22 protein-coding genes are annotated in these 23,574 nt (G+C 59.4%); 16 read left to right on the top strand and 6 right to left on the bottom strand.

What is annotated here, in order from left to right; all coding sequences use genetic code 11:
• Positions 1–23: 23 nt before the first annotated feature.
• The 4 genes from PH562_RS01740 to PH562_RS01725 all read left to right on the top strand — a co-directional run bounded on the left by PH562_RS01740 (position 24) and on the right by PH562_RS01725 (position 3,691).
• Entirely contained in the window at positions 24–764 is a 741-nt protein-coding gene (locus PH562_RS01740) for a histidine utilization transcriptional repressor HutC (RefSeq protein WP_285171150.1), read from the top strand.
• The gene (locus PH562_RS01735; protein ID WP_285171149.1) at positions 761–1,702 is read left to right on the top strand and encodes a LysR family transcriptional regulator; all 942 of its coding nucleotides are present in this window, start codon (positions 761–763) and stop codon (positions 1,700–1,702) included. The genes PH562_RS01740 and PH562_RS01735 overlap by 4 nt, the downstream gene beginning before the upstream one ends.
• A 112-nt stretch (positions 1,703–1,814) precedes the next feature.
• The gene (locus PH562_RS01730; RefSeq protein ID WP_285171148.1) at positions 1,815–3,155 is read left to right on the top strand and encodes an LLM class flavin-dependent oxidoreductase; all 1,341 of its coding nucleotides are present in this window, start codon (positions 1,815–1,817) and stop codon (positions 3,153–3,155) included.
• Between the two features lie 11 nt (positions 3,156–3,166).
• On the top strand, positions 3,167–3,691 hold the full coding sequence (locus PH562_RS01725) for a flavin reductase family protein (protein WP_095438824.1): 525 nt from the start codon (positions 3,167–3,169) through the stop codon (positions 3,689–3,691).
• On the opposite strand, the gene PH562_RS01720 is transcribed toward PH562_RS01725, so the two are convergent.
• The gene (locus tag PH562_RS01720; RefSeq protein WP_285171147.1) at positions 3,683–4,846 is read right to left on the bottom strand and encodes an aminotransferase; all 1,164 of its coding nucleotides are present in this window, start codon (positions 4,844–4,846) and stop codon (positions 3,683–3,685) included. The two genes, PH562_RS01725 and PH562_RS01720, sit on opposite strands and share 9 nt — an antisense overlap.
• 97 nt (positions 4,847–4,943) lie before the next feature.
• Here PH562_RS01720 and speB point away from each other — a divergent pair, with 97 nt between their 5' ends.
• The 10 genes from speB to PH562_RS01670 all read left to right on the top strand — a co-directional run bounded on the left by speB (position 4,944) and on the right by PH562_RS01670 (position 14,731).
• Positions 4,944–5,999 carry an agmatinase gene (gene speB / locus PH562_RS01715; RefSeq protein ID WP_285171146.1) on the top strand — a complete coding sequence of 352 codons (1,056 nt, stop codon included), beginning with the start codon at positions 4,944–4,946 and terminating at the stop codon, positions 5,997–5,999.
• Between the two features lie 248 nt (positions 6,000–6,247).
• The gene (locus PH562_RS01710; RefSeq protein ID WP_113233132.1) at positions 6,248–6,862 is read left to right on the top strand and encodes a cupin domain-containing protein; all 615 of its coding nucleotides are present in this window, start codon (positions 6,248–6,250) and stop codon (positions 6,860–6,862) included.
• A 121-nt stretch (positions 6,863–6,983) separates the two neighbouring features.
• On the top strand, positions 6,984–7,925 hold the full coding sequence (locus tag PH562_RS01705) for an ABC transporter substrate-binding protein (protein ID WP_285171144.1): 942 nt from the start codon (positions 6,984–6,986) through the stop codon (positions 7,923–7,925).
• 89 nt (positions 7,926–8,014) lie between these two features.
• Complete coding sequence (locus tag PH562_RS01700; protein ID WP_285171143.1) at positions 8,015–8,812, top strand: ATP-binding cassette domain-containing protein; 798 nt, start codon at positions 8,015–8,017, stop codon at positions 8,810–8,812.
• Positions 8,813–8,814: 2 nt separating this feature from the next.
• A complete protein-coding gene (locus PH562_RS01695; RefSeq protein WP_285171180.1) occupies positions 8,815–9,822 on the top strand; it encodes an ABC transporter permease in 1,008 nt (335 codons plus the stop codon).
• A 5-nt stretch (positions 9,823–9,827) separates the two neighbouring features.
• Positions 9,828–10,916 (top strand): phosphotriesterase family protein, encoded by a 1,089-nt coding sequence (locus PH562_RS01690; RefSeq protein WP_285171179.1) that lies wholly within the window; start codon positions 9,828–9,830, stop codon positions 10,914–10,916.
• 26 nt (positions 10,917–10,942) lie between these two features.
• Positions 10,943–11,713 (top strand): glutamine amidotransferase, encoded by a 771-nt coding sequence (locus PH562_RS01685; protein ID WP_285171142.1) that lies wholly within the window; start codon positions 10,943–10,945, stop codon positions 11,711–11,713.
• A 5-nt stretch (positions 11,714–11,718) separates the two neighbouring features.
• Positions 11,719–12,633, top strand: coding sequence for a ribokinase (locus tag PH562_RS01680; RefSeq protein ID WP_285171141.1), 915 nt, complete (start codon positions 11,719–11,721; stop codon positions 12,631–12,633).
• Positions 12,630–13,472 carry a BtpA/SgcQ family protein gene (locus PH562_RS01675; RefSeq protein WP_285171140.1) on the top strand — a complete coding sequence of 281 codons (843 nt, stop codon included), beginning with the start codon at positions 12,630–12,632 and terminating at the stop codon, positions 13,470–13,472. The genes PH562_RS01680 and PH562_RS01675 overlap by 4 nt, the downstream gene beginning before the upstream one ends.
• Positions 13,469–14,731, top strand: coding sequence for a Zn-dependent hydrolase (locus PH562_RS01670; RefSeq protein WP_285171139.1), 1,263 nt, complete (start codon positions 13,469–13,471; stop codon positions 14,729–14,731). The genes PH562_RS01675 and PH562_RS01670 overlap by 4 nt, the downstream gene beginning before the upstream one ends.
• Positions 14,732–14,791: 60 nt before the next feature.
• On the opposite strand, the gene PH562_RS01665 is transcribed toward PH562_RS01670, so the two are convergent.
• The gene (locus PH562_RS01665) at positions 14,792–15,595 is read right to left on the bottom strand and encodes an oxidoreductase (protein ID WP_285171138.1); all 804 of its coding nucleotides are present in this window, start codon (positions 15,593–15,595) and stop codon (positions 14,792–14,794) included.
• Positions 15,596–15,703: 108 nt separating this feature from the next.
• Between PH562_RS01665 and PH562_RS01660 the strand changes: the two genes are divergently transcribed.
• Both PH562_RS01660 and PH562_RS01655 read left to right on the top strand, forming a co-directional pair.
• Positions 15,704–16,285: a TetR/AcrR family transcriptional regulator gene (locus tag PH562_RS01660; protein ID WP_285171137.1), complete on the top strand. Its 582-nt coding sequence runs from the start codon at positions 15,704–15,706 to the stop codon at positions 16,283–16,285.
• Between the two features lie 140 nt (positions 16,286–16,425).
• A complete protein-coding gene (locus PH562_RS01655; RefSeq protein WP_285171136.1) occupies positions 16,426–17,427 on the top strand; it encodes an NADP-dependent oxidoreductase in 1,002 nt (333 codons plus the stop codon).
• Positions 17,428–17,625: 198 nt separating this feature from the next.
• Here PH562_RS01655 and PH562_RS01650 read toward each other — a convergent pair whose 3' ends face one another.
• The 4 genes from PH562_RS01650 to PH562_RS01635 form a co-directional block, all read right to left on the bottom strand.
• Positions 17,626–19,593, bottom strand: coding sequence for a glycoside hydrolase family 3 protein (locus PH562_RS01650; RefSeq protein ID WP_285171135.1), 1,968 nt, complete (start codon positions 19,591–19,593; stop codon positions 17,626–17,628).
• Between the two features lie 134 nt (positions 19,594–19,727).
• Positions 19,728–20,576, bottom strand: coding sequence for a fumarylacetoacetate hydrolase family protein (locus tag PH562_RS01645; protein WP_285171134.1), 849 nt, complete (start codon positions 20,574–20,576; stop codon positions 19,728–19,730).
• A gap of 42 nt (positions 20,577–20,618) precedes the next feature.
• Complete coding sequence (locus PH562_RS01640; RefSeq protein WP_285171133.1) at positions 20,619–21,929, bottom strand: MFS transporter; 1,311 nt, start codon at positions 21,927–21,929, stop codon at positions 20,619–20,621.
• 47 nt (positions 21,930–21,976) lie between these two features.
• Positions 21,977–23,560 carry a bifunctional 3-(3-hydroxy-phenyl)propionate/3-hydroxycinnamic acid hydroxylase gene (locus PH562_RS01635; RefSeq protein WP_285171132.1) on the bottom strand — a complete coding sequence of 528 codons (1,584 nt, stop codon included), beginning with the start codon at positions 23,558–23,560 and terminating at the stop codon, positions 21,977–21,979.
• Between the last annotated feature and the right edge of the window lie 14 nt (positions 23,561–23,574).

The raw sequence follows: 23,574 nt of genomic DNA, 5'->3' as shown, positions 1-23,574 counted from the left end.
TCATTGCCGGAGCAAGGCGAGCGTTGGTCCCAATTCATCAGAGAATTCTGAAGGATATCGAAAGCAAAATCGTGAGCGGCATCTGGCCGCCGGGGCACCGAATACCCGTCGAACACGAGCTGCTGAAAGAGTATCAATGCTCTCGGATGACCGTGAACAAGGCGCTCTCAACCCTGGCTGAACGTGGCATGATCATACGTCGCCGCAAGCTCGGTTCCTTCGTCTCGCGGCAGATCGACCGCACGGTCATGGACATCCAGGACATTTCCACGGAAGCGGAGTTGGCAGGGCATCAACATAGTCACACGATGCTGATGCGAAAAGTCGAGAGGCTCGATGCTGCCACCGCGATGCGGCTTGGCGAAACCATGGGGGCAGAAATCTTGCGGCTTCACTGCCTGCATGCGGTCGACGGCAAGGCGAATGCGCTGGAGCGGCGCATCATCATGCTGGACCTGGTGCCATCGGCAAGAACCGAGAGTTTCGCATCGGTCCCACCAGGCAAATGGTTGCTGGACATGGTGCCCTGGTCAAAGGCCCGGCACGTCATTCGTGCCGTTTCGGCTGATGCCACGACGGCGCGCCTGCTTGAAACCGAGCGCGGTGAAGCCTGCCTGACGCTCATCCGTCAGACATGGCAGAGCAGCCGTACGGTCACCTATGTCGAGTTCATCCATCCCGGCGACCGGTTCCAGTTTGCCGGTGACTTCCATCCCAATGAAAGCAGGACCATCGATCAACTGCCGCAAGGAATCGCCTCTTGAACGAGAAACGGATCAGCAGGGCGGTTCCGCTCAAGGGCTTGCAGGCCTTCGAAGCCGTCGGCCGTTGCGGCGGCGTGAACGCCGCAGCGTTAGAGCTGAATGTTTCGCCCGGAGCGATCAGTCAGCAGATCCGCAAGATCGAGAGCTTTCTCGGTGTCACCTTGCTCGAGCGCAATGGTCGCACAGTGGAGCTCACCCAATGGGGACGGCTCTATCATCAGGAAATATCGAAGGGATTCGAGCAATTCGCGGTTGCTGAACAGGTCCTGGAACGGGCACGCAACGAGAATGCCCTTGTGCTCAGTGCCCTGTCTTCCGTCGTCAACAAATGGATCGGGCGCCGGATCTTCGACTGGCAGGCCCTGCATCCCAACGCGCATGTCAGGATCGTCGGTCGCGACAAGGAACCGCGCATGGGCTTCGACGACATCGACTTCCGCATCAGCTACGGATCGGACGTGCTGCAGCATGAACATTATACGGAGCTGTTCCGCGATTGGGTGGTTCCCGCCTGCTCGCCGGCCTTGATTAAGGGCAAGGCGCCTTCCGCAGCACACCTTCTTCAATATCCGCTCCTGCATGTCGAATGGGAGCGGCACTTCACGCCCTATCCAAGCTGGCTTGAATTCGCCGTGAAGACGGGCGCGACACTCAAGGAAACAGCCGCCGGCCTTTCCTTCACCCTTTCGAGCAGCGCAATCGACGCCGCCGTCAACAAGCGCGGCGTCGTTCTCGCGCAGATGTCGATGATTGCAGATGAGCTGGAGGCGCAGACGCTCGTCATTCCCGTCGACATACGCATTGCCTTGCGCGAAAGCTACTTCCTCGCCTGGGACAGGGCCGCCCTGGAAAAACCGCATGGACGCCAATTCCGCGATTGGCTCGTCGCCATTTCCCGCCAGCAGGGCCTGATATCGGCGCCCGGATCAACATTTTAGAAAAACTAAAACGGAACTCAGCTACACGATATTGATGAAATTTTGCTCTTGGCGATAATTTACGCATTCGCCTCCAAAAGGAAGGGCGTGGCCGACATAAAGGAAGAATTCGATGGCGCGGACCGACAAGATGAAGCTTGGAACTTTCGTCTATACGTTCGGCTTTCATCCGGCCTCCTGGCTGCATCCGGCAAGCGATGTCAACGGCGCCAACGACTTCGCACATCTGCTCGATGTCGCCAAACGATCCGAGGCGGCGAAATTCGATTTCATGTTCATGGCGGATTCTCCGGCAGCAGCCGTCGGCGATCCGAACGCACTCGCCCGCATTCCCACAAAGATGAACCGCTTCGAGCCTCTCTCGCTGCTCTCGGCACTGGCGGTTACGACCAACGATCTCGGTCTCGTGGCAACGGTCTCGACAAGCTACTATGAACCCTACAATGTAGCCCGTCTGTTTGCCTCGATCGACCATCTGAGCAAGGGCCGCGCCTGCTGGAATGTCGTCACGTCAGACCATGACGAAACGGGCTACAACTTCAATCGCGAGGGGCTGGATCCGCACGCGCTGCGCTACGAGCGTGGCAACGAATTCGTCGACGTCGTCTTCGGCCTTTGGGACAGCTTTGAGGAAGGCGCACTCCTTCTCGATCGCGAATCCGGCGTCTACTATGACAAGGACAAGCACCACACGCTCAACCACAAGGGCAAGCACTTCCAGGTTCGCGGCCCCCTCAATATAGCCCGAACACCGCAGGGCCGTCCCGTCATCGCCCAGGCGGGCGGTTCCGAACCCGGAATGGACATGGCGGCACGCACGGCCGAGATCGTCTTCAGCCTCGCATCGAATATCGAGCGGAACCGGTCCTTCTACGACAATGTCAAAAGCCGGATGGCGGCCTATGGCCGCGAGAGAGACGATCTGAAAATCATGCCGGGCATCGTCATCAATGTCGGTGAAACCGAGGCCGAGGCAAAGGCCAAGGTAGACTATCTGATCGACAAGATGCATCCCGATGTCGGGCGACTGATGCTCTCCGAATTCCTGGAGGCGGACCTGCGTGGCGTGGCTCTCGATGAACCCTTCCCGATGGAGCGGCTGCCGGCGGCGCCAAAAGGATCGCGTGCCCTGTTCGACGAACTGGTCGATTTCGTCAAGAGCGGCCACACGGTCGGCGAACTGATTCGGCACTATGCCGAGAAGCACACCGGAAATGGTATAACGGGCACGCCGTCCCAGATCGCCGACTACATGGAAGAGTGGTTCGAGACGCGTGCCGCCGACGGCTTTATCCTGATGTTTCCGACCTTGCCGTCCAGCCTCGACGACTTTGTGCGGCTCGTCCTGCCGGAGCTTCGCCGCCGCGGCCTGTTCCGCGAGGAATATGAAGGCAAGACATTGCGCGAAAACCTCGGCATTTCAATGCCGGCAAACCGCTTTGCCAAGAGCTGAGGGCCGGTCCGATGGGTGACGAGGCTCTGATCAGCGATGAGGAATTCAGACTATCGATGCGGCACCTGGCGGGCGCGGTCAGCGTGATAACGGTTGGAGATGGTCAAGACCGCACGGGCTTCACCGCAACATCGGTTTCCTCATTTTCGGCGGATCGGCCTTCCGTCATCGTCAGCATCAACAGAACCTCTTCCTCCTGGCCGGCGCTGCAGCGGTATGGCTGTTTCTGCGTCAATGTGCTTGCGGCCGACCAGCAGCACGTCGCGCAATCCTTTGCCGGGATCGACGGACGCAAGGGCGCCGACCGCTACGAGGGTGCCGGATGGTATCGGCTCAAGACAGGTGCCGCCGCACTTGAAAACGCCCTGACGGTCCTCGACTGCAAGCTCGAAACCGCATTCCATCACCATTCCCATGCCATTCTGATCGGGCATATCTGTGCGATGGAAATCCGGCAGGACATTGGACCGCTACTCTATTGGCGAGGCGGTTATCATGACCTTCCGGCGGCGGTTGATGAGCGTTATCTAGCGTAGACGATCCGGCAATAACCTGATCGAGGCAACATCGACATTGGCAAAGGCAAATCTAAGGTAGCGCGCCTGCCCCTCGCCGAAATATGCCCCGGGAATGCAGACCATGCCGCGTTCCCTCGCAAGTTCTTCGGCCACCTCAGACGACGATCGGCCCTCGAAAGGATGGCAAACAAAGGCGAAATAGGCGCCGATCGCCGCAATCTCCCAGCCCACCAACTCGGAAAACGCTCGTCTCAAAGCATCGGCACGGCGAGCGATTTCCAGCCGGTTGCCGGCCCGCCAATCGGCAAGCGCTGGCAAAGCCGAGGCAACGGCGATCTGAGCCGAACGCGGTGCGCAGATCTGCATATTGTCCATGACCTTGGCGATCTCCGCGACGAGCCCGGGGCCTGCCGTGACGGCGCCAAGGCGATGACCGGGGATGCAGAAGGATTTCGAAAAGCTGTAGAGAAGAACGAGCGTATCCTCCCAACCCGGCTCCGACAGCAGGGCGTGCGGCCGGCCGTAACCTTCGGCGAGAAAATCGCGATAGGTTTCGTCGACGACCAGCCAGGCGCCATATTTTCGGCAGAGCCTGAAAAGCGCGTGAAGCAGCTCAGGCGGATAGACTGCTCCGGTAGGATTGTTGGGTGTAACGACGGCGAGCATCTTCGCGCCGGCGGAAAGTGCGGCCTCTGCTGAACCGAGATCTGGAAGAAAGCCGGCGGCTGAATCGCAGTCGACCAGCATCCGCTCGATTCCCAGCATCGATAGCGTCGTGTCATGATTGAAATAGAAGGGATTGGTGAGCGCGACCGTATCGCCAGCGCCAGCAAGCGCAATCGCCGTGCACATGAACGCCTGATTGCAGCCGGCCGTGATATGGATATTGCCGGCAGATATGTCCGCACCGTAAACTTCTGCGACATGTGCGGCATAGGCCTGCCGCAGCAAAGGCTCGCCCTCGATCGGCCCGTATCCGGTCATCGCCTGCTGCCCAGCCGTCTCGCCGAGAAGGCGCAGCATTTCAGGATGGGCAGGATAACCGGGCACGGCCTGCGACAGATCGATGAGTGGACCCTTCAATCCCTTGTATTCGCGGCCCCAGGCAACGACGGAAGGGATGGGTGGAGGCGAGAGGCGGGCAACGAGCGAATTGGATTTTACAGCGGTCATATCGATTTCTCTTTGATACCGATTGCTACAACGATACCAATTGCTTTCTCAACTTCTTTGTTGAGGTGATACGGATCTCAAGTGGAGACGCATGCGCATGGTGTGGGACAAGATGCGGCTCGAACAGCTGCGCGCGGAATTCGCAGACAGCAAAGGCGCCGAGATATTCGACGAGAAGTTTCGCAAAGTCGCAGAGAAGATCATCTCCAAGAGCGGCACGAGACTGGCACCATATGCCGGTGTGCCGACTTTCCTCAGCGCGCCCTACATGCAGGTCGCAGCCGACGAGCCTGACTTCGGCAATCTCCAGGTCGCGATCACGGGGATACCGATGGATCTCGGCGTCACCAACCGTCCCGGCTCCCGCTTCGGACCACGCGCACTTCGCGCCATCGAGAGGATCGGTCCTTACAATCACGTTCTGGGAACGGCGCCGGTCTTCGATCTTCGCGTCGCCGACATTGGCGACGTACCGTTTCAGAGCCGATATCGGCTTGAGCTCAGTCACGACGACATCGAAAAGCGGATCGGCCAGATCGTCGATGCCGGCGTCGTGCCGCTCTCGGTCGGGGGTGACCACTCCATTACCCATCCCATTTTGAAGGCGGTCGGCCGGAAGGAGCCGGTGGGCCTCATTCATATCGACGCGCACTGCGACACCAGCGGCGCCTTCGATCAGACGAAGTTTCATCATGGCGGACCGTTTCGCAACGCCGTGCTGGATGGCGTGCTCGATCCGACGAGGACGATCCAGATCGGCATCCGCGGTTCGGCGGAATATCTATGGGAATTCTCCTATAAGTCGGGAATGAGCGTGATCCACGCAGAAGACATCAGTGCAATGGGGATGGAAGCCGTCATTGCCAAGGCCAAATCCATCGTCGGTGACGGCCCGACCTATCTCTCCTTCGACATCGACAGCCTCGATCCGAGTTTTGCCCCCGGTACGGGCACGCCCGAGATCGGCGGATTGACGACGCGCGAAGTTCTTGAACTGATACGCGGGCTGAAAGGCATAAATCTGGTGGGTGGTGATGTCGTCGAGGTTGCTCCCCAATATGATGCGACCACCAACACCGCACATGCAGGAGCTCAAGTGCTCTTCGAGATATTGAGCCTCACGGTGTTCAGCCCGTCGATCGGCAAACGCTGAGCGTTGCGGGCCAATCAACACGAAGTCCGCGAATAATCTCTGGCAGCATCGCCGCAGGTTGACCGGAGACCGAACAATGGAATCCAGGACGACAATTAACGTTCTCGATGGAACAAGCGCTGATGGGGAGGTCGTCCTGGCAAAGCGGCAACTCGACACGCATGTCACTGGTATTCGTGATACCTAGACAGATGCGGACGCCTGGCGTTAAGCTTCGGCTTTGTAACGGCGATACCAGAACCATGAACATGATTGGATCCCCCGGGAAATCGGGAGAAGACAACGAGGAAAAGATACTGACCAATCCGGCGCGGCTTGGAGGCCGTCTGAGGCTCGCCAGGCAAACCCGGGGCTTGACTCTCAAGGCTCTCGCTCTGGCTGCGGATTGCTCCGAAAGCCTGCTGTCGAAAATTGAAAACGGCAAGGCTTCGCCCTCGTTACCGATGCTGCATAGACTTGTCGGTGTTCTGGGTACGAATATTGGCTGGATGTTCGAGGAGGCCGACGGTGAAGAGGGCATTGTCTTCCGTTCGGGAACAAGGCCTTTGATTGGACTCGACCCATTGCGCAGAGGGGAAGGCATCTCTCTCGAACGGATTATCCCCTATTCGCAAGGTCATCTGCTGCAATGCAACATCCACCACATCGAGGCCGGAGGTCAGAGTGCCGGGCCGATCCAGCATGTGGGCGAGGAGGTTGGATACGTTCTTGCCGGCGAAATCGAACTGATGGTTGGTGAACGCACTTTCCGGCTTTCCGTCGGCGACAGCTTCGTCTTCAACTCCGAACTGCCCCATTGGTATCGCAATGTCGGATCGGAGCGCGCAAGCATCTTCTGGGTGAATACGCCGGCGACTTTTTAGCGCCAACGGCTGTCCTGGAGCGAACTTACGATCATCTTCAAAATCATCAATTCAAGTGACTTGACAATAATTCAAGTTACTTGAATACTCCCCTTGCAATCCAAAAACATGGGGAACTATCATGCGTCTTAAAAAATATCTGTTCGGTTGCGCGGTCGGCGCAACAATCGCACTTGCTGGCAGTGCCGGCGCCGCGATGGCGAATACGCTGGCTCTCGTGACGATCAACCAGCAGGCTCTGTTTTTCAACCAGATCAATGACGGCGCTAAGGAGGCGGCAAAGAAGGCCGGCGCCGATCTTGTCATATTCAACGCCAACAACGTGCCGAGCGCACAGAACGATGCCATCGAGAACTACATCACCCAGAAGGTCGACGGCATCATTTTGGTTGCCATCGACGTAAACGGCGTGAAGCCGGCAATCACCGCCGCCAAGAAGGCCGGCATCCCGGTCATCGCCATCGATGCCCAGATTCCGAACGGCGACAACATCGCCTTCGTGGGTGTCGACAATACCAAGGCGGGCGAGGAGATCGGCAAATTCTATTCCGACTACGTCAAGGACAAGCTGGGCGGCAGCGCCAAAGTCGGCGTGGTCGGCGCACTCAATTCCTTCATCCAGAACCAGCGTCTTGATGGATTCAAGGCGGCGGTGAAGGCTGGCGGCCAGAAGGTCGACTTCCTCGATACCGTGGACGGCCAGAACGTGCAGGATGTTGCGCTCAGTGCGGCTGAAAATCTCATTACCGCCAATCCCGACATGACGACGCTCTATGCGACCGGCGAGCCGGCACTCCTTGGAGCCGTTGCAGCCGTCACAAGCCAGGGCAAAACAGGTAGCGTCAAGGTCTTCGGCTGGGATTTGACCAAGCAGGCGATCGAGGGCATCAATCAGGGTTGGGTGACAGCCGTTATCCAGCAGGATCCGGCCGGCGAAGGCAAGGCGGCCGTCGAAGCGCTCGTCAAGGTGAAAAAGGGCGACAAGATCGATCCGATCATCAATGTGCCTGTCACCATCGTCACCAAGGAAAATGTCGACAAGTTCCGGGGCATGTTCAAGTAGCTCGAGCACTTCGTCACGTCATGGCCGATCGCCTCGGCCATGACGTTGTGGCATCATGGCTGAGGCCATTTCCGCAAGGCAGCATTGATATGACAAACGCTGATACCTACCGCGTCAGGATGACCGGCATTTCCAAACGCTATGGCACGATGCAGTCGTTGGACAATGTATCGTTGACCTTGAAGCCGGGCGAGGTCCTCGGCCTTGTCGGTGACAACGGCGCCGGCAAATCGACCTTGAGCAAAGTGCTTTCGGGCGCGGTGATCCCGGATTCGGGAACGATCGAGATCGACGGCAAAGCGGTTTCCTTTACTTCGCCCGCTGACGCACGCGCCGCGCATGTCGAGATGGTCTATCAGGATCTGTCCCTTTGCGACACGGTCGATGTGGCGGGAAACCTCTTCCTTGGGCGCGAGCCGAAATGGAAGCTCGCGGGCATTCCGATCCTCGACAAGAAGACGATGCATGAACGGGCGCGCCATATGCTGGAAGGGCTCGGCATCGTTATTCCGGACACGCATTTGAAAGTCGAGAATCTCTCAGGCGGCCAACGTCAGTCGATTGCGATCGGACGTGCGGCTTCGTTCAATCCGTCAGTCCTCATCATGGACGAGCCGACGGCTGCCCTTGCAGTTGCTGAAGTCGAGGCGGTGCTGGAGCTCATCCGCACGGTCAGCGCCCGCGGTGTCAGCGTTATTCTGATTACGCATCGCCTGCAGGATCTCTTCCTCGTCTGCGATCGTATCCAGGTGATGTATGAGGGGCAGAACGTCGCCGAGCGCCTCATCGCCGAAACGAATATCGAAGAAGTCGTCAACCTGATCGTCGGTCGCAAGTTCTCCGCGCGCTCGGCCGGCCAACATACCGAGCGAGGCGCTTCCGTATGACCATGACATCCTCTCACGCCCAAACCGCCCCCTCATCCCGTTTGCGCAAGGCACACCTCTATGACAAGGCCATAGCCAATGGCGGCATTGTTTCGATCGCCCTGTTTTTCATCGCGGTCTGTATTTTTTTCTCCCTCTTTACAAACGTCTTTCTGACCGCGCCTAATCTCTTGAACGTCGTCCGACAGTCGGCACCCCTGTTGATCGTGGCGGCGGCCATGACCTTCGTCATCACGACAGGCGGTATCGATCTTTCGGTTGGATCCGTATTGGCCCTTGTCGCAACGCTTTCGGCTGCCTGCCTTCAGGCCGGTATCCCATGGCCGCTGGTTGTCGTTCTGATGATGCTTCTTGGCGCGGCGACCGGATTAATCCAAGGATATTTCATCGCCTATGAGCGGATCCCCGCCTTCATCGTCACGCTGGCCGGACTATCGGTCATCAGGGGCCTCGCACTTCTCATCACCGGCGGCTACTCGATCCCCGTCGATCCGCAAAGCCCGTTCACCGCGATTGGCCAGGCCTGGTTCTTTGGCATCCCTGCCCCTGCGATGCTCGCGATCGTCGCCCTCGTCGCGGCCTATATCGCCTTCAACGAAACGCCGTTCGGGCGATATGTCACCGGCATCGGTGCCAATGCCGAGGCGGTGCGCCGCGCCGGCGTCAACACGCGGCGCGTCACCTTGTTCGTCTATGTGATATCGGGGGTAGCAGCCTCCGTCGCCGGCATCATTCTTGCCGCGCGCCTGGGGTCCGGCTCCTCAAATGCCGGGCAAGGCTTCGAACTCGATGTCATTGCCGCAGTTGTCCTGGGCGGTACGAGCCTGTTCGGCGGGCGCGGTTCAGTGGTCGGAACGGTGCTCGGAGCACTGACGGTTGCGGTTATCGCGAACGGCCTGATCCTTTCGCACATGTCGCCCTTCTTCACGCCGATCGTAACCGGGGTCATCATCCTCGTGGCAATCTGGTTGAACTTCCGCCTTTTCAAAGGCGCAGCAAGGGGCCGCTGAGCATGATGGATCATCTCTTTGCCGAGGGGGCCAGAACGCGTCATGCCATTGGCGTTCACACCGGATGCGCAATGACCGTACTTGGTCCCATCCCGGTCACGGAAATGGGCGTGACGCTCATGCATGAGCACATCTTCCTTGATGGAGCGACCTCATGGAAGTGCCCTTGCCATCCAGACGAAAAGGCGATCGCTGAACGGCCGGTTGGAATAGAGATCATCGGCGAGCTGCGGATGAACCCCTATATGAACCGCGACAACGTCTCGCTGGATGATCGGGATTTGGCGCTCGCCGAACTTTCCCGCTTCCAGAAGCTTGGCGGCCATACCGTTGTGGAAACCACCAACTTCGGCATAGGGCGCGATGCCGAACAATTGGCCCGCATCGCCCGCATGTCCGGTCTGAAGATCATCATGGGGACCGGCTTCTATCTGGAGCATACGCATCCGGAGTGGCTGAAGGGCATGGATCTGGAGGAGGTCACCGCCTTCATCGTCAACGACGTCGGCGGCGGCGAGACCCAGCCTGACGTCATCGCCGGCATCATCGGCGAGGTCGGCGTCAGCAAGGACTTTACATCCGAGGAACAGAAGTCCCTCAGGGCATCGGCGCGAGCCTCGAGGCTGACAGGCCTGCCTTTATCCATCCATTTGCCGGGATGGGAGCGCCTTGCCCATCGCGTCCTGGACGTGGTCGAGGAAGAAGGCGCGGACCTGCGTCACACTGTGCTCTGCCACATGAATCCCAGCCATAATGATCTTCAATATCAAAAGAGCCTCGCGGAACGCGGTGCCTTCCTGGAATATGACATGATCGGTATGGATTATTATTACGCCGATCAGGATGCTCAATCGCCATCGGACGAGGAGAACGCCAGGGCGATCAGGGCGATCATAGACCTGGGCTTTGCCGATCGGCTGCTTCTGTCTCAGGACGTCTTTCTCAAGATCATGCTGACCCGCTATGGCGGCTTCGGCTATGGCTATATTCTCAAGCATTTCCTGCCGCGACTGAAGCGTCACGGTGTCGATCAGCAGGCGATCGACCAAATGCTGATCACCAATCCCCAATCGGTATTTTCCGCCTCGGCCTGAAGGTCGGGTGCATCCAAGGAGCAGACATGAGCAAGAAAAAGGTTCTTCTGGCGGGTGAATCATGGGTTTCGACCGCCACCCATATCAAGGGTTTCGATCAGTTTCCGACGGTGACCTATCACACCGGTGCCGACGAATTGCTGAAGGCATTGAAGGACAGTGCCTTTGACGTCACCTTCATGCCGGCCCATGAGGCGCAGCGCGATTTTCCGCTGACGGCCGAAGCACTGGCGGAATATGACGCGATCGTTCTATCCGATATCGGCGCAAACACGCTGCTGTTGCATCCCGATACCTGGATTCATTCCAAAAGGACCCCGAACCGGCTGAAGCTGCTGCGCGATTACGTTGCAAATGGCGGCGCGTTGCTGATGTTCGGCGGCTATTACAGCTTCCAGGGCATCAATGGCGGCGCGCGCTATCATAAGACGCCGGTGGAGGACGTGCTGCCGGTAACCTGCCTTGCCATCGATGATCGCGTTGAAGTTCCTGAGGGATTTTCGCCCGTCGTAACGGGCAATGATGCCCACCCCGTTCTCAAGGGTGTCGGAAAGGATTGGCCCTACCTTCTCGGTTTCAATGAGGTGAAGGTGAAGCAAGGAGCTGACGTGCTTGCGACGGTTTCAGGCGAATATGGTTCGCAGCCGCTTTTGGTAACCGGCACCTATGGCGCCGGCAGGACACTCGTCTGGACTTCGGATGTCGGCCCGCACTGGCTGCCGCCGGAGTTCATCGCCTGGAACGGCTACAAGACGCTCTTCGAGCAGATGCTGGCCTGGGCAACGCTCAAGGACTGATGCCCATGCGCCTCCATGTCGTCGGCAATGTCTGCGTCGATACGAGCTTCCGCCTGCCGCGCCTGCCGCGTCCGGGGGAAACGCTCAACGCGACTTCGATCGTTGAAGGCATAGGAGGCAAGGGTGCCAATCAAGCCGTCGCGGCGGCGCGAAGCGGCGCAGTCGTGTGCTTCTGGAGCGCACTTGGCGACGACGACATGGCCGGTGGCGTGACGGAGATGCTGAAGAGCGACCTTGAGGTCGATCGACTGATCCGTCTGCCTCTTTCCACCGACCGTTCGACGATACTGTTGGAAGAAGGCGGCGAAAACGCCATCGTCAGCGCCGTCGCCTGCGCGCGAGCCTTCGATCCGATCCGGCAATCGGCCCTGACGCGAACCTGGAGCAAGGGCGACATCCTTCTGATGCAGGGCAACCTGTCCAGGGAGATCACCGCCACCTGTCTGGAACTTGCCGGAAGGTCGGGTCTGACGACGGTGCTCAATGCCAGCCCGTTGTCGGACGTGACGGTCGAGGATATCGCCAATGTGGATCTTGTCATCGTCAATCAAGGCGAAGCCGCGGCGCTGACGGGCATGGAAAGCCTAGCCGCCGCCGCAAACGCGCTTTTCGGCAACGGAGCGAGAAGCGTCGTCGTGACGCTTGGAAGCCAAGGCAGCCTCATATGGGATCGAGCGGATCATGCGCCTGTTATCCTCGCAGCGCCCAAGAGTGCGGTGGTTGACACCAGCGGTGCGGGTGACTGCTTTGCGGGCGTCCTCGTTGGCCTGCTCGCACAAGGAAAATCCCTGACCGCAGCTGCAAAAGTGGCAACCAAGGCCGCCGGCATGTCAGTCGGTCGCCTTGGGACGCTCGCCTCCTACCCCTCACGGGCGGAAATTTCGGAAATCATCAAGATATCAGAACTGGAAAACACATGAGTGGGACAATGAAGCCCATTGGGCAGGTAGCTGGCAACGCGCTCATCGATCTTTTCGGGCGCGAAAAGGTGATCGTAGGGGTCGTTCACCTGGCTCCGCTTCCCGGTGCGCCGCGCTATTCGGGCGACAAGATCGAGACCGTCTACCAGCGTGGGCTTGACGATGCCCGCGCCTACCTTGCAGGCGGCTGCGATGCCGTGATCATCGAAAATCACGGCGATATTCCTTTTTCCAAGCCCGATGATATCGGCCCCGAAACCTCGGCCTATATGGCCGTCATCTCCGATCGCATCCGCCGCGAACTCGGCGGCCCGATCGGCATCAATGTTCTTGCGAATGCCGCCATTCCGGCGCTTGCGATCGCCAGTGCGGCAGGTGCGGGCTTCGTACGCGTCAATCAATGGGCAAATGCCTATGTTGCCAATGAAGGCTTCATCGAGGGCAAAGCGGCGCGCGCAATGCGTTATCGCGCTCGGCTCAATGCCCATGGCATCCGCATCTTCGCCGATGCCCATGTCAAACATGGAGCGCATGCCATCGTTGCGGACCGACCGGTCGAAGAACAGGTCAAGGATCTCGTCTTCTTCGATGCGGATGCCGTTATCGCCACCGGCCAAAGGACGGGCCATGCAGCCGATCTCGACTACATCAGAATGATCAAGCAGGCAGCCGGTCTGCCGACGCTCGTCGGCAGCGGCGTGACGCCGGAGAATGGTAACGACATTCTGTCGGTAGCCGATGGCGTGATCATTGCAAGCTCACTGAAGTATGACGGCGTCTGGTGGAACGCAGTCGATCCGCAACGGGTAAAAGACTTCGTGACAGGCATCCATCGATGAAGCCATACCCAAAAATCAATGCGCAGCGTCTGCTGCGGCGCATTGCCGACTTTGCAACGATCGGCGCGACGCCAGCGGGAGGGGTGAACCGGCAGGCGTTGAGCATCGAGGATAGGACAGCCCGGCGCCTGCTTGCGGACCTGGCCACTGCCCGCGGATTCAGCGTACACCAGGATGCGATAGCCAACCTTTTCATCCGACGTGAAGGATGCAATCCCTCGGCTGCGCCAGTCCTGATCGGTAGCCATCTTGACAGTCAGCCCACGGGAGGCAGGTTCGATGGCGCTCTCGGGACGCTGTCTGCCTTCGAGGTACTGGAAGCCCTGGAGGATGCAGACGTCGTCACGGAGCGATCCATCGAGGTCGTGTCGTGGACCAATGAGGAAGGTAGCCGCTTCTCCCCCGGCTGCATGGGATCGATGGCCTTTGTCGATGCGGGCGACATGGCCGGGTGGCAGGATACGCGTGGCAACGACGGAGCAAGGCTTGGCGATGAATTGGCGGCGACATTGAAGGCGCTGCCGGAAGCCAAGATGCAGCCGGTCGGCCATGCCGTATCTGCCTTCATTGAGTTGCATATCGAGCAGGGACCCGTGCTCGAGCACGCGGGCATTCCGATCGGCCTCGTCACCGGCGTACAGGGAACCAGGTGGCTTGAGGTTTCCTTCAGCGGCGAGGCAGCCCATGCTGGCACGACTCCGCTGGAATTCCGCAAAGATCCCATGGCGGCCGCTGTGGCGGCGATTGCGCAGCTGCAGCTCGTCGTCATGCCGGCCGACCCGATGGCGCGGCTGACCGTTGGTCGAATGAACGTCGAACCCAGTTCCGTCAACGTGATTCCAAGCAGGGTCACATTCACCATCGACATCCGCCATCCGCGGGAAGACGTGCTTTCCTCCATAGAAGCCCAGATCGATGCAGAATGCCGCGCGTCGGCCAAACGTCATATGGTCGATGTGCTCATCAAAAAACGCTTCGACTTGGCACCTGGAAAATTCGACACAACGATCATCGATGTGATCGACAATGCTTGCGAAAGGCTTGGCGTTTCCAACATGAAATTGGTTTCAGGCGCTTTTCACGATGCACTTTTCGTCAGCCGCGTTGCACCGACAGCGATGATCTTTGTTCCGTGCCGAGACGGCATCAGTCATAACGAGGCCGAATTCGTCACCTCGGAAAATATCGAGACAGGCGCAAAGGTGCTGCTCGAGACCGCCCTTTCTTTGGCACGAGGAGCAATGGTCAACGCCCCTTAAAGGCCGCCGACGATAGCGAACCGTTAGGTCAAGATGAGCGGGGTGGGAAACCAGGGCAGATCAAGCGATGCGGAACTGTTTACGCAAGATCTTGTCGAACAGCCCAGCGCTTGCGAACCGCCGCAGCATGCTCACCATACGCGCCGCATTGCCCGCAGTATATCGCCGGCGCGGGGCGTCATCGTTGGCTGCCTTGAGGATGACTTTGACGATCACTTCCGGCAGGTCGGCCTTGGGCATCACATCCCGCAGCAGTGCCGAGACAGCCTCGCGCGCTTGATCGTATTCGGGTTTCCGCTGGTCGGGCTTCATACCGTTCTGATCGAAAACGGTCCGGACATATGCCGGTTCGATGATGGAAACGCGGATATTGAAGGCGCGAACCTCGTGATCGAGCGATTCCGAGTAGCCCTCGACCGCATGCTTGGCAGCGGAGTAATGTGCCGAATACGGCGCAGGGATAACGCCGAGGATGGAGCCTATATTGAGAATTCGGCCGCCGCCCTGGCGCCGCATCACGGGCAGAACGGCGTTCGTCATCCTCATGACGCCGAAAAAATTGACATCGAAAAGGGCCTGCGACTGCGCGATTGAGGATTCCTCTGCGCCGCCGAACATGCCTACACCGGCATTGTTGACGAGGAGGTCGATCTTGCCCGCCCGCGACACGACGTCGGCGACCAATGCCGAGACAGACGCCTCGTCGGTCACGTCGCACGCCAGCATCGTGACCCCCTTGGGACCGTCATTGGGGATTTTCCGGCTCGTTCCAAAGACCTTGAAACCGGCGCTGGCAAGTCCTTCGGCGGTGGCATAGCCGATACCGGAGGATGCCCCGGTCACGATCGCAGTTCTTATGGCCATACGTTTTCCTTCCGGTGGAAGTCTCGGACTACACGTCAGAGACCATTTGCATTACGACCATTTATTGATATTATGGTCGTAATGCAATAGGAATTCGGAACAAGCTTCATGCGATATGAAAAAGGCCGGAAAGACACCTCGCGCCGCAGAATCATGGATGTTGCTATCGAGCACTTCCGCACGGATGGAATTGCGGGCTCGGGTCTTGCGGCGATCATGAAAGATGCGGGCCTGACGAACGGGGCCTTCTATCCGCATTTTCCCTCGAAAACCGATCTTGTTCGGGAGACTATTTCGGACGCGCTAGCTAGGCAGTCCGAATGGCTGCGGGAGGTGCTGGACGAAGGAGGGATCGAACGCCTGATCGACATCTATCTTTCGCCCGAACACCGTGACAATCCTGGACAGGGCTGCGCCTCGGCGGCGCTGCTGCCGGAGCTCGCGCGGCAGCCGGAAGAGACCCGCGGCATGTATGCCAAACAGTCCCACACCCTTGTGCTGCAGCTTGCAGATGCACTTCCGACAGATATCGAAGCGAAGGAAGATGTGGCCTGCGCGATCTTTGCGACCCTGATCGGGACGCTCCAATTGGCGCGCGCAGTCGACAAAGAGACGTCGGATCGCATCCTGCAGAGTGCCAGGAATTCGATACGCGCCTTGGCAAACCTGCACACTCACCGGCTTTCATAGCCTGAATGAACAGCAGCGCGCTTGGTGCACGTTCGAGTGACGTTACACGCGGCGCCCTTGCCTCGGCGACACCTAAGTCTGTGCAGATCGCACGGAAAAGCAATCCTTGCCAGGCAAGGAAAATAGATCGGAGATCACCAGTGAAAGCCTATGTCGTCGATAAATACAAGAAGAAGGGCGCGCTACGCCTCGCCGAGTGGCAAGATCCGGGGGTTCAGAACGCCGACATCCTCGTGCGCGTCCATGCCACATCCGTCAATCCGCTCGATTCCAAGGTCAGGGATGGCGAGTTCAAGATTTTCCTGCCGTACCGTCCACCCTTCGTCCTTGGTCACGACGTCGCTGGGACCGTCGTCAAGGTCGGCCCGGCCGTAAGCCGCTTCAAGGTCGGCGACGAGATCTATGCCCGCCCGAGGGACCTCCGTGTCGGCACGTTTGCGGAGTTCATCGCCATCCATGAGGACGATGCCGCGCTCAAGCCCCGGACGCTAACGATGGAAGACGCATCGTCCATGCCACTCGTCGCGCTGACGGCGTGGCAGGCCCTGGTTGATGTCGCAAAGGTGAAACCGGGCCAGAAGGTCTTCATCCAGGCGGGCTCGGGCGGCGTCGGCACAATCGCGATCCAACTTGCCAAGCATCTGGGCGCGACGGTCGCTACGACGTCGAGTGCGAAGAATGCCGCTCTGGTTAAAAGTCTCGGTGCAGACGTTGTGATCGATTACAAGACTCAGGACTTCGAGAAGGTTCTCTCGGGCTACGACGTCGTCCTGAACAGCCAGGATCCGAAGACTCTTCTGAAATCCCTGAATGTCCTGAAGCCGGGCGGCCATCTCGTCTCGATTTCAGGCCCGCCAGACCCGGCGTTTGCTGCCACTCTCGGGATGAGCGCCCTTCTGAAGCTCGTCGTGCGGATGCTGAGTCGGAGCGTGCGCAAGAAGGCAAAGAGCCTCGGCGTTCACTATTCCTTCCTATTCATGCGCGCTGACGGTCGGCAATTGGAGCAGATCGCCACGTTGGTTGATAGCGGCGCGATTCGCCCCGTTGTGGACAAGGTATTTCCCTTCAGCCAGACGCCCGAGGCACTTGCCTATGTCGAAACGGGCCGTTCGAAAGGCAAGGTCGTGATCAAGGTGCAGTAGCAGCTTTTCTATTGGAGCAGTGAGACAGTAATCCTGCAGCGCGCACTTCGACCACACCGCTGCAGGTTTCATGTGATGGTCACGCCAACCACATAGCTGGCTCAACCTCGCTCGGGCAGAAAGGACGGCGTATGGAAGCTGCCCTCGCGTTCATGGCATCGGACCATTCAAGCGGCGCTGGCGAGTAATTTGAGCGCATCAGTATCGCAAATGGTAGCCGATCGGAAAGAGAGGTTTACGGGTGTCGTGCGGCACATCCGATTTCTGCGCGCGTACGTCGTCCATCGATGAAGGAAGTTCCAAAGGCAGCTTGCCTTCGGCTTTTTGCCTGCCTTGGATCGCATCAAATAACGCCGCGTCGCTTGCGCCGAAATTGGCGAGGATGGCGCCGGCCCGGTCGAGGAGACCGGTCAGGATCGCCGGCCGCGCCAGATAGACCGTGACGATGGTCGGGACCTCCTTGGCGGCACTCTTGAAGGCCTCGAAGTCGGCATTGCCGTCCTTGAAATCGAGATCGCCCTCCTGGTGACGAGAACCGAAGAAATAATTCATGTGCGGCTGCTGATAGGGTGCATTCAGTCGCACCAGCGCGAAATCAGCTTCACGGGCTGTGGCAACCACCGTAAAGCCGCGGGCAACCGCTACTTTCGGATCGACGCCGTAAAGGAACACTTTCTTGCCACTCTGGACCGGCAAAAGCTTAGCTTTATTGTCGAGCAGTACCATTGCCCTGGCCTGCGCGGCGTTCGCCTCTGCCGCAAATGCTGGATTGCCGACGATCGCGCGCGCCTTTTCGGGATCGACATAGGGGTTCTCGAACAGGCCCTGCTCGAACTTCTGGATCAATATCCGGGTTGCGGATTGATCGATGCGCTCTTTGCTGATCTTTCCCTCCTTCACCGCTTCAACCAGAAGGTCCGAGGACGTCACTCCGCCGAACTGATCGATACCGGCATTGACGGCTTTTGCGAACCGGTCGACGCGGCTCATATCCTCCACGCCCCAAGGCATGCCAAAGGTTTCCTCGTTGAGGGTGGGCTTCACACCTGGCTTTTCTCCATCCAGACACGCCCCCTTGCAGTCGTTGGTGATGAGCCAATCACTGAGGATGACACCGTTGAAGCCATATTTTCCGCGCAGGAGGTCGGTTAGAAGCTGCTTGCTGTATCCGGCCCCGACCGCTTCCAGCGGCTTGCCGTCAAGGATCACGCCGTCCAGGATCGAGTATGTCGGCATCACGCCCCCGACCTTTGCTTTGAAGGCTCCCTCAAAAGGAATGAGGTGCTCGGCAAAATTGTTGTCGGGAAAGGTCGCGTGGCGACCATAGGCGTTGTGGCTGTCGTAACCGTCCTTTGCCGCGCCATAACCGACCCAATGCTTGGCGACCGCGATCACGCTGTCTTTGTTGATGCCGTTCTCGCCGTTCTGGAACCCGGCGACATAGGCTTCCGCCATGGATTTGGAAAGTTGCGCATCCTCCCCGAACGTGCCGTTGATGCGTGGCCAGCGAGGATCGCTGGCAAGATCGACCTGGGGAGACAATGCCTCCTGAATGCCGACGGCGCGATATTCCTGGCGGGCAACGTCGCCAAACCGCCGCATGAGCGCGGCGTCGCCGATCGCCGCGAACCCGAGGGTTTCAGGCCACTTCGAGAAACCCCCAGCCGCAACGCTCGCACCCAGAACGAACTGAAAGTGATTGCGCGGATCGGTGCTGATCGTCGCCGGAATACCGAGCCGCCCAGCCTCCGCGATCTCTTGGAGCTTGTTGTTTTCTTCAGCTAGGGCAGCAGGATCGCCGGCCAGCCTTGTGATGAAAGTGACGACCTTGCGCTTCTCGATCATGTCCGTGGCACGGCCAAGATCATATTCGGTCCCAACCCCCATGCCGGAGCCGGGGCCTACGGATGGCGCCGTGCCATGCATCATGAGCCCGGCCTTTTCCTCCAGTGTCATCTGCTTGACAAGATCGGCGGCCCGCTCGGCAGCCGGCAGGCGCCAGTCCTCGTAGGCATCGAGTTTGCCGTTGCGATTGAGATCCTTGAAGGAAAGTCCGTCAACGGTCAGCGTCCTGGCGACGCGAGCCGAAAGCAATGGCTGCTCCTGCGACAAAGCTGTCGAAGCGACCAGCGATACGACCGCACATAGGGCAATGAACTGTTTCATGGCATCCCTTCCGAAAGAATTTCAGTCGATCCCGGCAAAGTGAAGGGCGCAGACTTGCGCCGCCTCGTGTGCTTGGCGGACCCTGTCGGCTCGCCGATCCCCATCAATTCGCAGATGCGAATTGTAAGCATAACCTAACCTAATTCATCGACGATCGGGTTGCTGAGAATACCGAGCCCATCGATTTCCACCTCCACGACATCGCCCGGCTTCATCCACAGCGGCGGCTGCCGCTTGGCGCCAACCCCGCCTGGTGTGCCGCTGACAATAACGTCGCCCGGCTCCAACCGCGTGAAGCTGGAGCAATATTCGATCTGCCGGGCGATATCGAAGATCATCTGGCCGAAGGTGGCGTCCTGCACGACTGCCCCATTGAGACGCGTCTGAATGCGAAGATCGGGCAGAGGACCGAGCTCCTCCGGCGTCATCATCCAAGGCCCGAAGGCGCCGGTGTCAGGAAAGTTCTTGCCCGGCGTGAACTGATGCGTATGACGCTGGAAATCACGCACGCTGCCGTCATTGTAGCAGGCATAGCCGGCAACGTATCCCATGGCCTCGTCGCGGGTGATGTAACGGCCTGATTTGCCGATGATGACCGCCAACTCGCCTTCGAAATCGAGTTCCACCGACACTTTCGGGCGCACGATCGGGGCGAGATGGCCGGTCTGGCTATTGGTATAGCGGGCAAAGATCGTCGGATTTTCCACCTCCGCACGCCCCGTCTCCTTGCGATGCATTTCGTAGTTCAGGCCGACACAGAGGATCTTGTCGGGATTGGGGATTACCGGCAACCATTCGATTTCACCGAGCGGCGCGGCGGCAGCGGAGGCGGCTGCTTCGGCAACGCCGGCAAGACCGGCTGCCACAGCCGATTTGAGATCGGCATAGCGCGCTGCGAGAGCCGCGCCGGCATCGAGGAAGCGATCGTCCTCGACAACGCCCCAGGTCGGACGGCCGGCGATCTTGACGGTGGACAGTCTCATGGTTCTTGCTCCTGTGGGGGTCAGACTGGGTGGCGGGCGCTTTCACACCCGCTGCATTTGATCGGGGAAGCGCGTCATCTTGCCGAAGCGCTCGATGGTGCGATCCGGAAAGATCAGCGCGAAGGCGGAAATTGCACCGATGATGAGGATTGCGGCCGTGAACAGCATGGCGTTTGCATAGCCGGCGGCGACATGATCGGGTCCGGCTGCCTGCACGATCATGCCGGTGACGGCGTTGGATGCGAGTGCGGACACCGCATTTGCCGAATAGATCACGACGATCAGCCGGCCGCGCTGGACGGCGGGCGCGACGCTGCCGAGCGTGATCGGGCCATAGATCGTCGTAAGACTCGGAGCGGCAAAGGCGATCGCGATCAGCGCCAGTTGCAGCGGGCCGCTAACATGAACCGAGGCGATCAGCGCCAATCCACTGACGAGAAGCGCATAGCCCGAAGCGCTGCCGAGCGCGGCGCGTTTGCTGACGCCCTTCTGAAGCATGCGCTGCGCAATCCACGAGCCGACCAGCAACAGCGGCGACTGGAAGATATAGACGGCCGAAATGATTGAGCCGGTCTCGCTCTGTGAATAGCCGAGACCCTGCTGCAGGAAGGGCGGCAGCCATGTGGCCGACATGCCGACGATCCAGTAAGACATGGTCGACATGATGATAACGCCGATCACGGTCGGGTCGAGCCAAAGCTTGCGGGCTGGAATCGGGGTCTCTCCCACCACGGCACGGGCCTTTTCATTTTCTGCAACCGCATGCGGCCCCTCGCCGCCGATCAGTAGCCAGGCGATGATCCAGGCGATGCCGATCAGCCCGCAGAAAAGGAAGCCCGAGCGCCAGCCGTAGTGGACGATGACATAGGTGAGGATCGGCCCGCCGGCGAGCAGGCCGACACTGATGCCCTGCAACACGACGGCGCTCGGGACGCTGCGCTTTTGCGGGCTGAACCAGTTATGGCAGGCATGCAATGCCGTCGGCAGTCCGGGTCCCTCGCCGAGGCCGAGCAGGATGCGGCAGGCGACCAGAACGGTGACCGAACTGGTGAAATAGATCGGAATCTGCGCGATCGACCAGATTGCGGCGAGTATGACGAGGATCCATTTGACAGGGACGCGACCGATCACGAAAAGGCCGACGAGAACGCCAGAAATGGAGAACAGCAGAAAGAAGCTGCTGCCGATCAACCCGAACTGCTGTGGCGAAATGCCGAGGTCCTTCATGATCGACACAGCAGAGAGGCCGAAGACCAGCTTGTCGAAGAAGTTCAGCGTCTGGAACAGGAAAAGCAGGATAAGGACGGCAAAAGGTTGCCATTTATTGGTTGTATCGGCGGTTGAATCAGACATGTGTTCCTCCCAGAACCTCAATGAAAACTGCAATTGCCGACGCTGCCTCAAGCGAGACGCGTCCGTAGATCGGCGATCTGCTGGCGAAGCGCCTCAATGCTGCGGGCAGCGCCAAAGACATAGTGGTCAGGACGCACGAGCGCGGCGACCGCGCCATGCCGCTCGAACCAGGCCGAGAGCACGCCATCCTTCTCTCGGAGTGCCGACAGATCGATTGCGTCTGCATCTCCGGGCACAACGGCTTTCACCACGATCCCGTCGATCTCTTCGGCAAGCGCTTCTCCCTCGGCCATCCCGATCCGGCGGCCGTCGAGCACAAGCCGCCATTCCGGTCCCGTAAAGGCATCCATCAAGCGCGGAACGGGGTCTTCGACGATTGTCGGCTGCGGGAACAACAATCCCCGCGCCGGCGTGCCTTCTTCGGCGATCAGCCCATCCTCGATGGGCGGGACGATTTCCTGCCGGGTGATGGTAAGAGGCCGACCGCCGCCCTCGGCAAGTATGCGGGCATCACGCGCCGCGGCGGCTTCCGGATCGCGTTCGCAAATCGTCTGGCCAATCGCCTTGATCTTGCCGGTCAGCGTCTGCACATGCCGCTTGCGTTCCACCGTGTAGGTGTCCAGCAGCGCCTCGGACGACCGCCCCTTCAGGATGCGGTCGAGGCGCCAGACGAGATTGGAAACGTCGCGCAGGCCCTGGCACATGCCCTGTCCGATAAAGGGCGGCTGCTGATGCGCGGCATCGCCGGCGATCAGCACCCTGCCCCGCCGCCATACGTCGGCAACGAGTGCATGAAAACGGTAGGCGGCGGCACGCCACAGCTCACCGTCTTCGGGTAGCAGCCAGGGCGACAGCAGCCGCCAGACATTGTCGGGCTTTTCCATCTCGCGTGGGTCCTCGCCCGACAGAAGCATGATTTCCCAGCGGCGGTGATTCTTAGGCCCCGTGATGTAGCTTGTGGGACGCGCCGGGTTGCAGAACTGGGCCGAAGTCTGCGGCAGCTTGCCAAGCACGGTTTCGTGCACCTGCACATCGACTACGAGCCACGGCTCGTCGAAGACGAGATCCTCGAGCTTCATTCCCGACAGTTCACGCACACGGCTTGAGGCACCGTCACAGCCGATCACATATTTTGCTGCGATCCTCTGGCTCTTGCCGGACGAATCCCGAAGTGTCGCGACCACTTCATCCGCCCGTGGATCGAGATCGACCATTTCCGTGCCAAGTTCTATGGTCACGCAATCGAAGCTCTCGGCATGCCGCCTCAGCACGGCCTCGACCGGAGGCTGGGTGAACACCATGCTCGGGGTATAGCCGAGAGGATAAGGCTCAGGCACCATGTCGATACGACGGATGAGCTGCCCCTCTGCGCCGAAGTGCTGGGAGGCCGTGAACGGTGCGATATGGGGAAGCACCTCGTCGGCAATGCCCATATTGTCGAAATGGCGCAGGATTTCGTGGTCGAGCGCGATAGCGCGCGGCTTGTCGTAGATACCGGTCAACCGATCGACAACGAGGGTGGAATGGCCTCGCGCCCCGAGCATGCCGGCGGCGACTGCCCCTGCCGGACCGAAGCCGACCACCAGCACGTCATAGCGGTTCAAAATATCACTTTCGTTCGTCACAGGCATGCCTCTGCAAATGT

The organism is Rhizobium centroccidentale (assembly GCF_030182565.1).
Lineage (GTDB): Bacteria > Pseudomonadota > Alphaproteobacteria > Rhizobiales > Rhizobiaceae > Rhizobium.
This window is presented reverse-complemented; position numbering and strand designations above follow the sequence as displayed.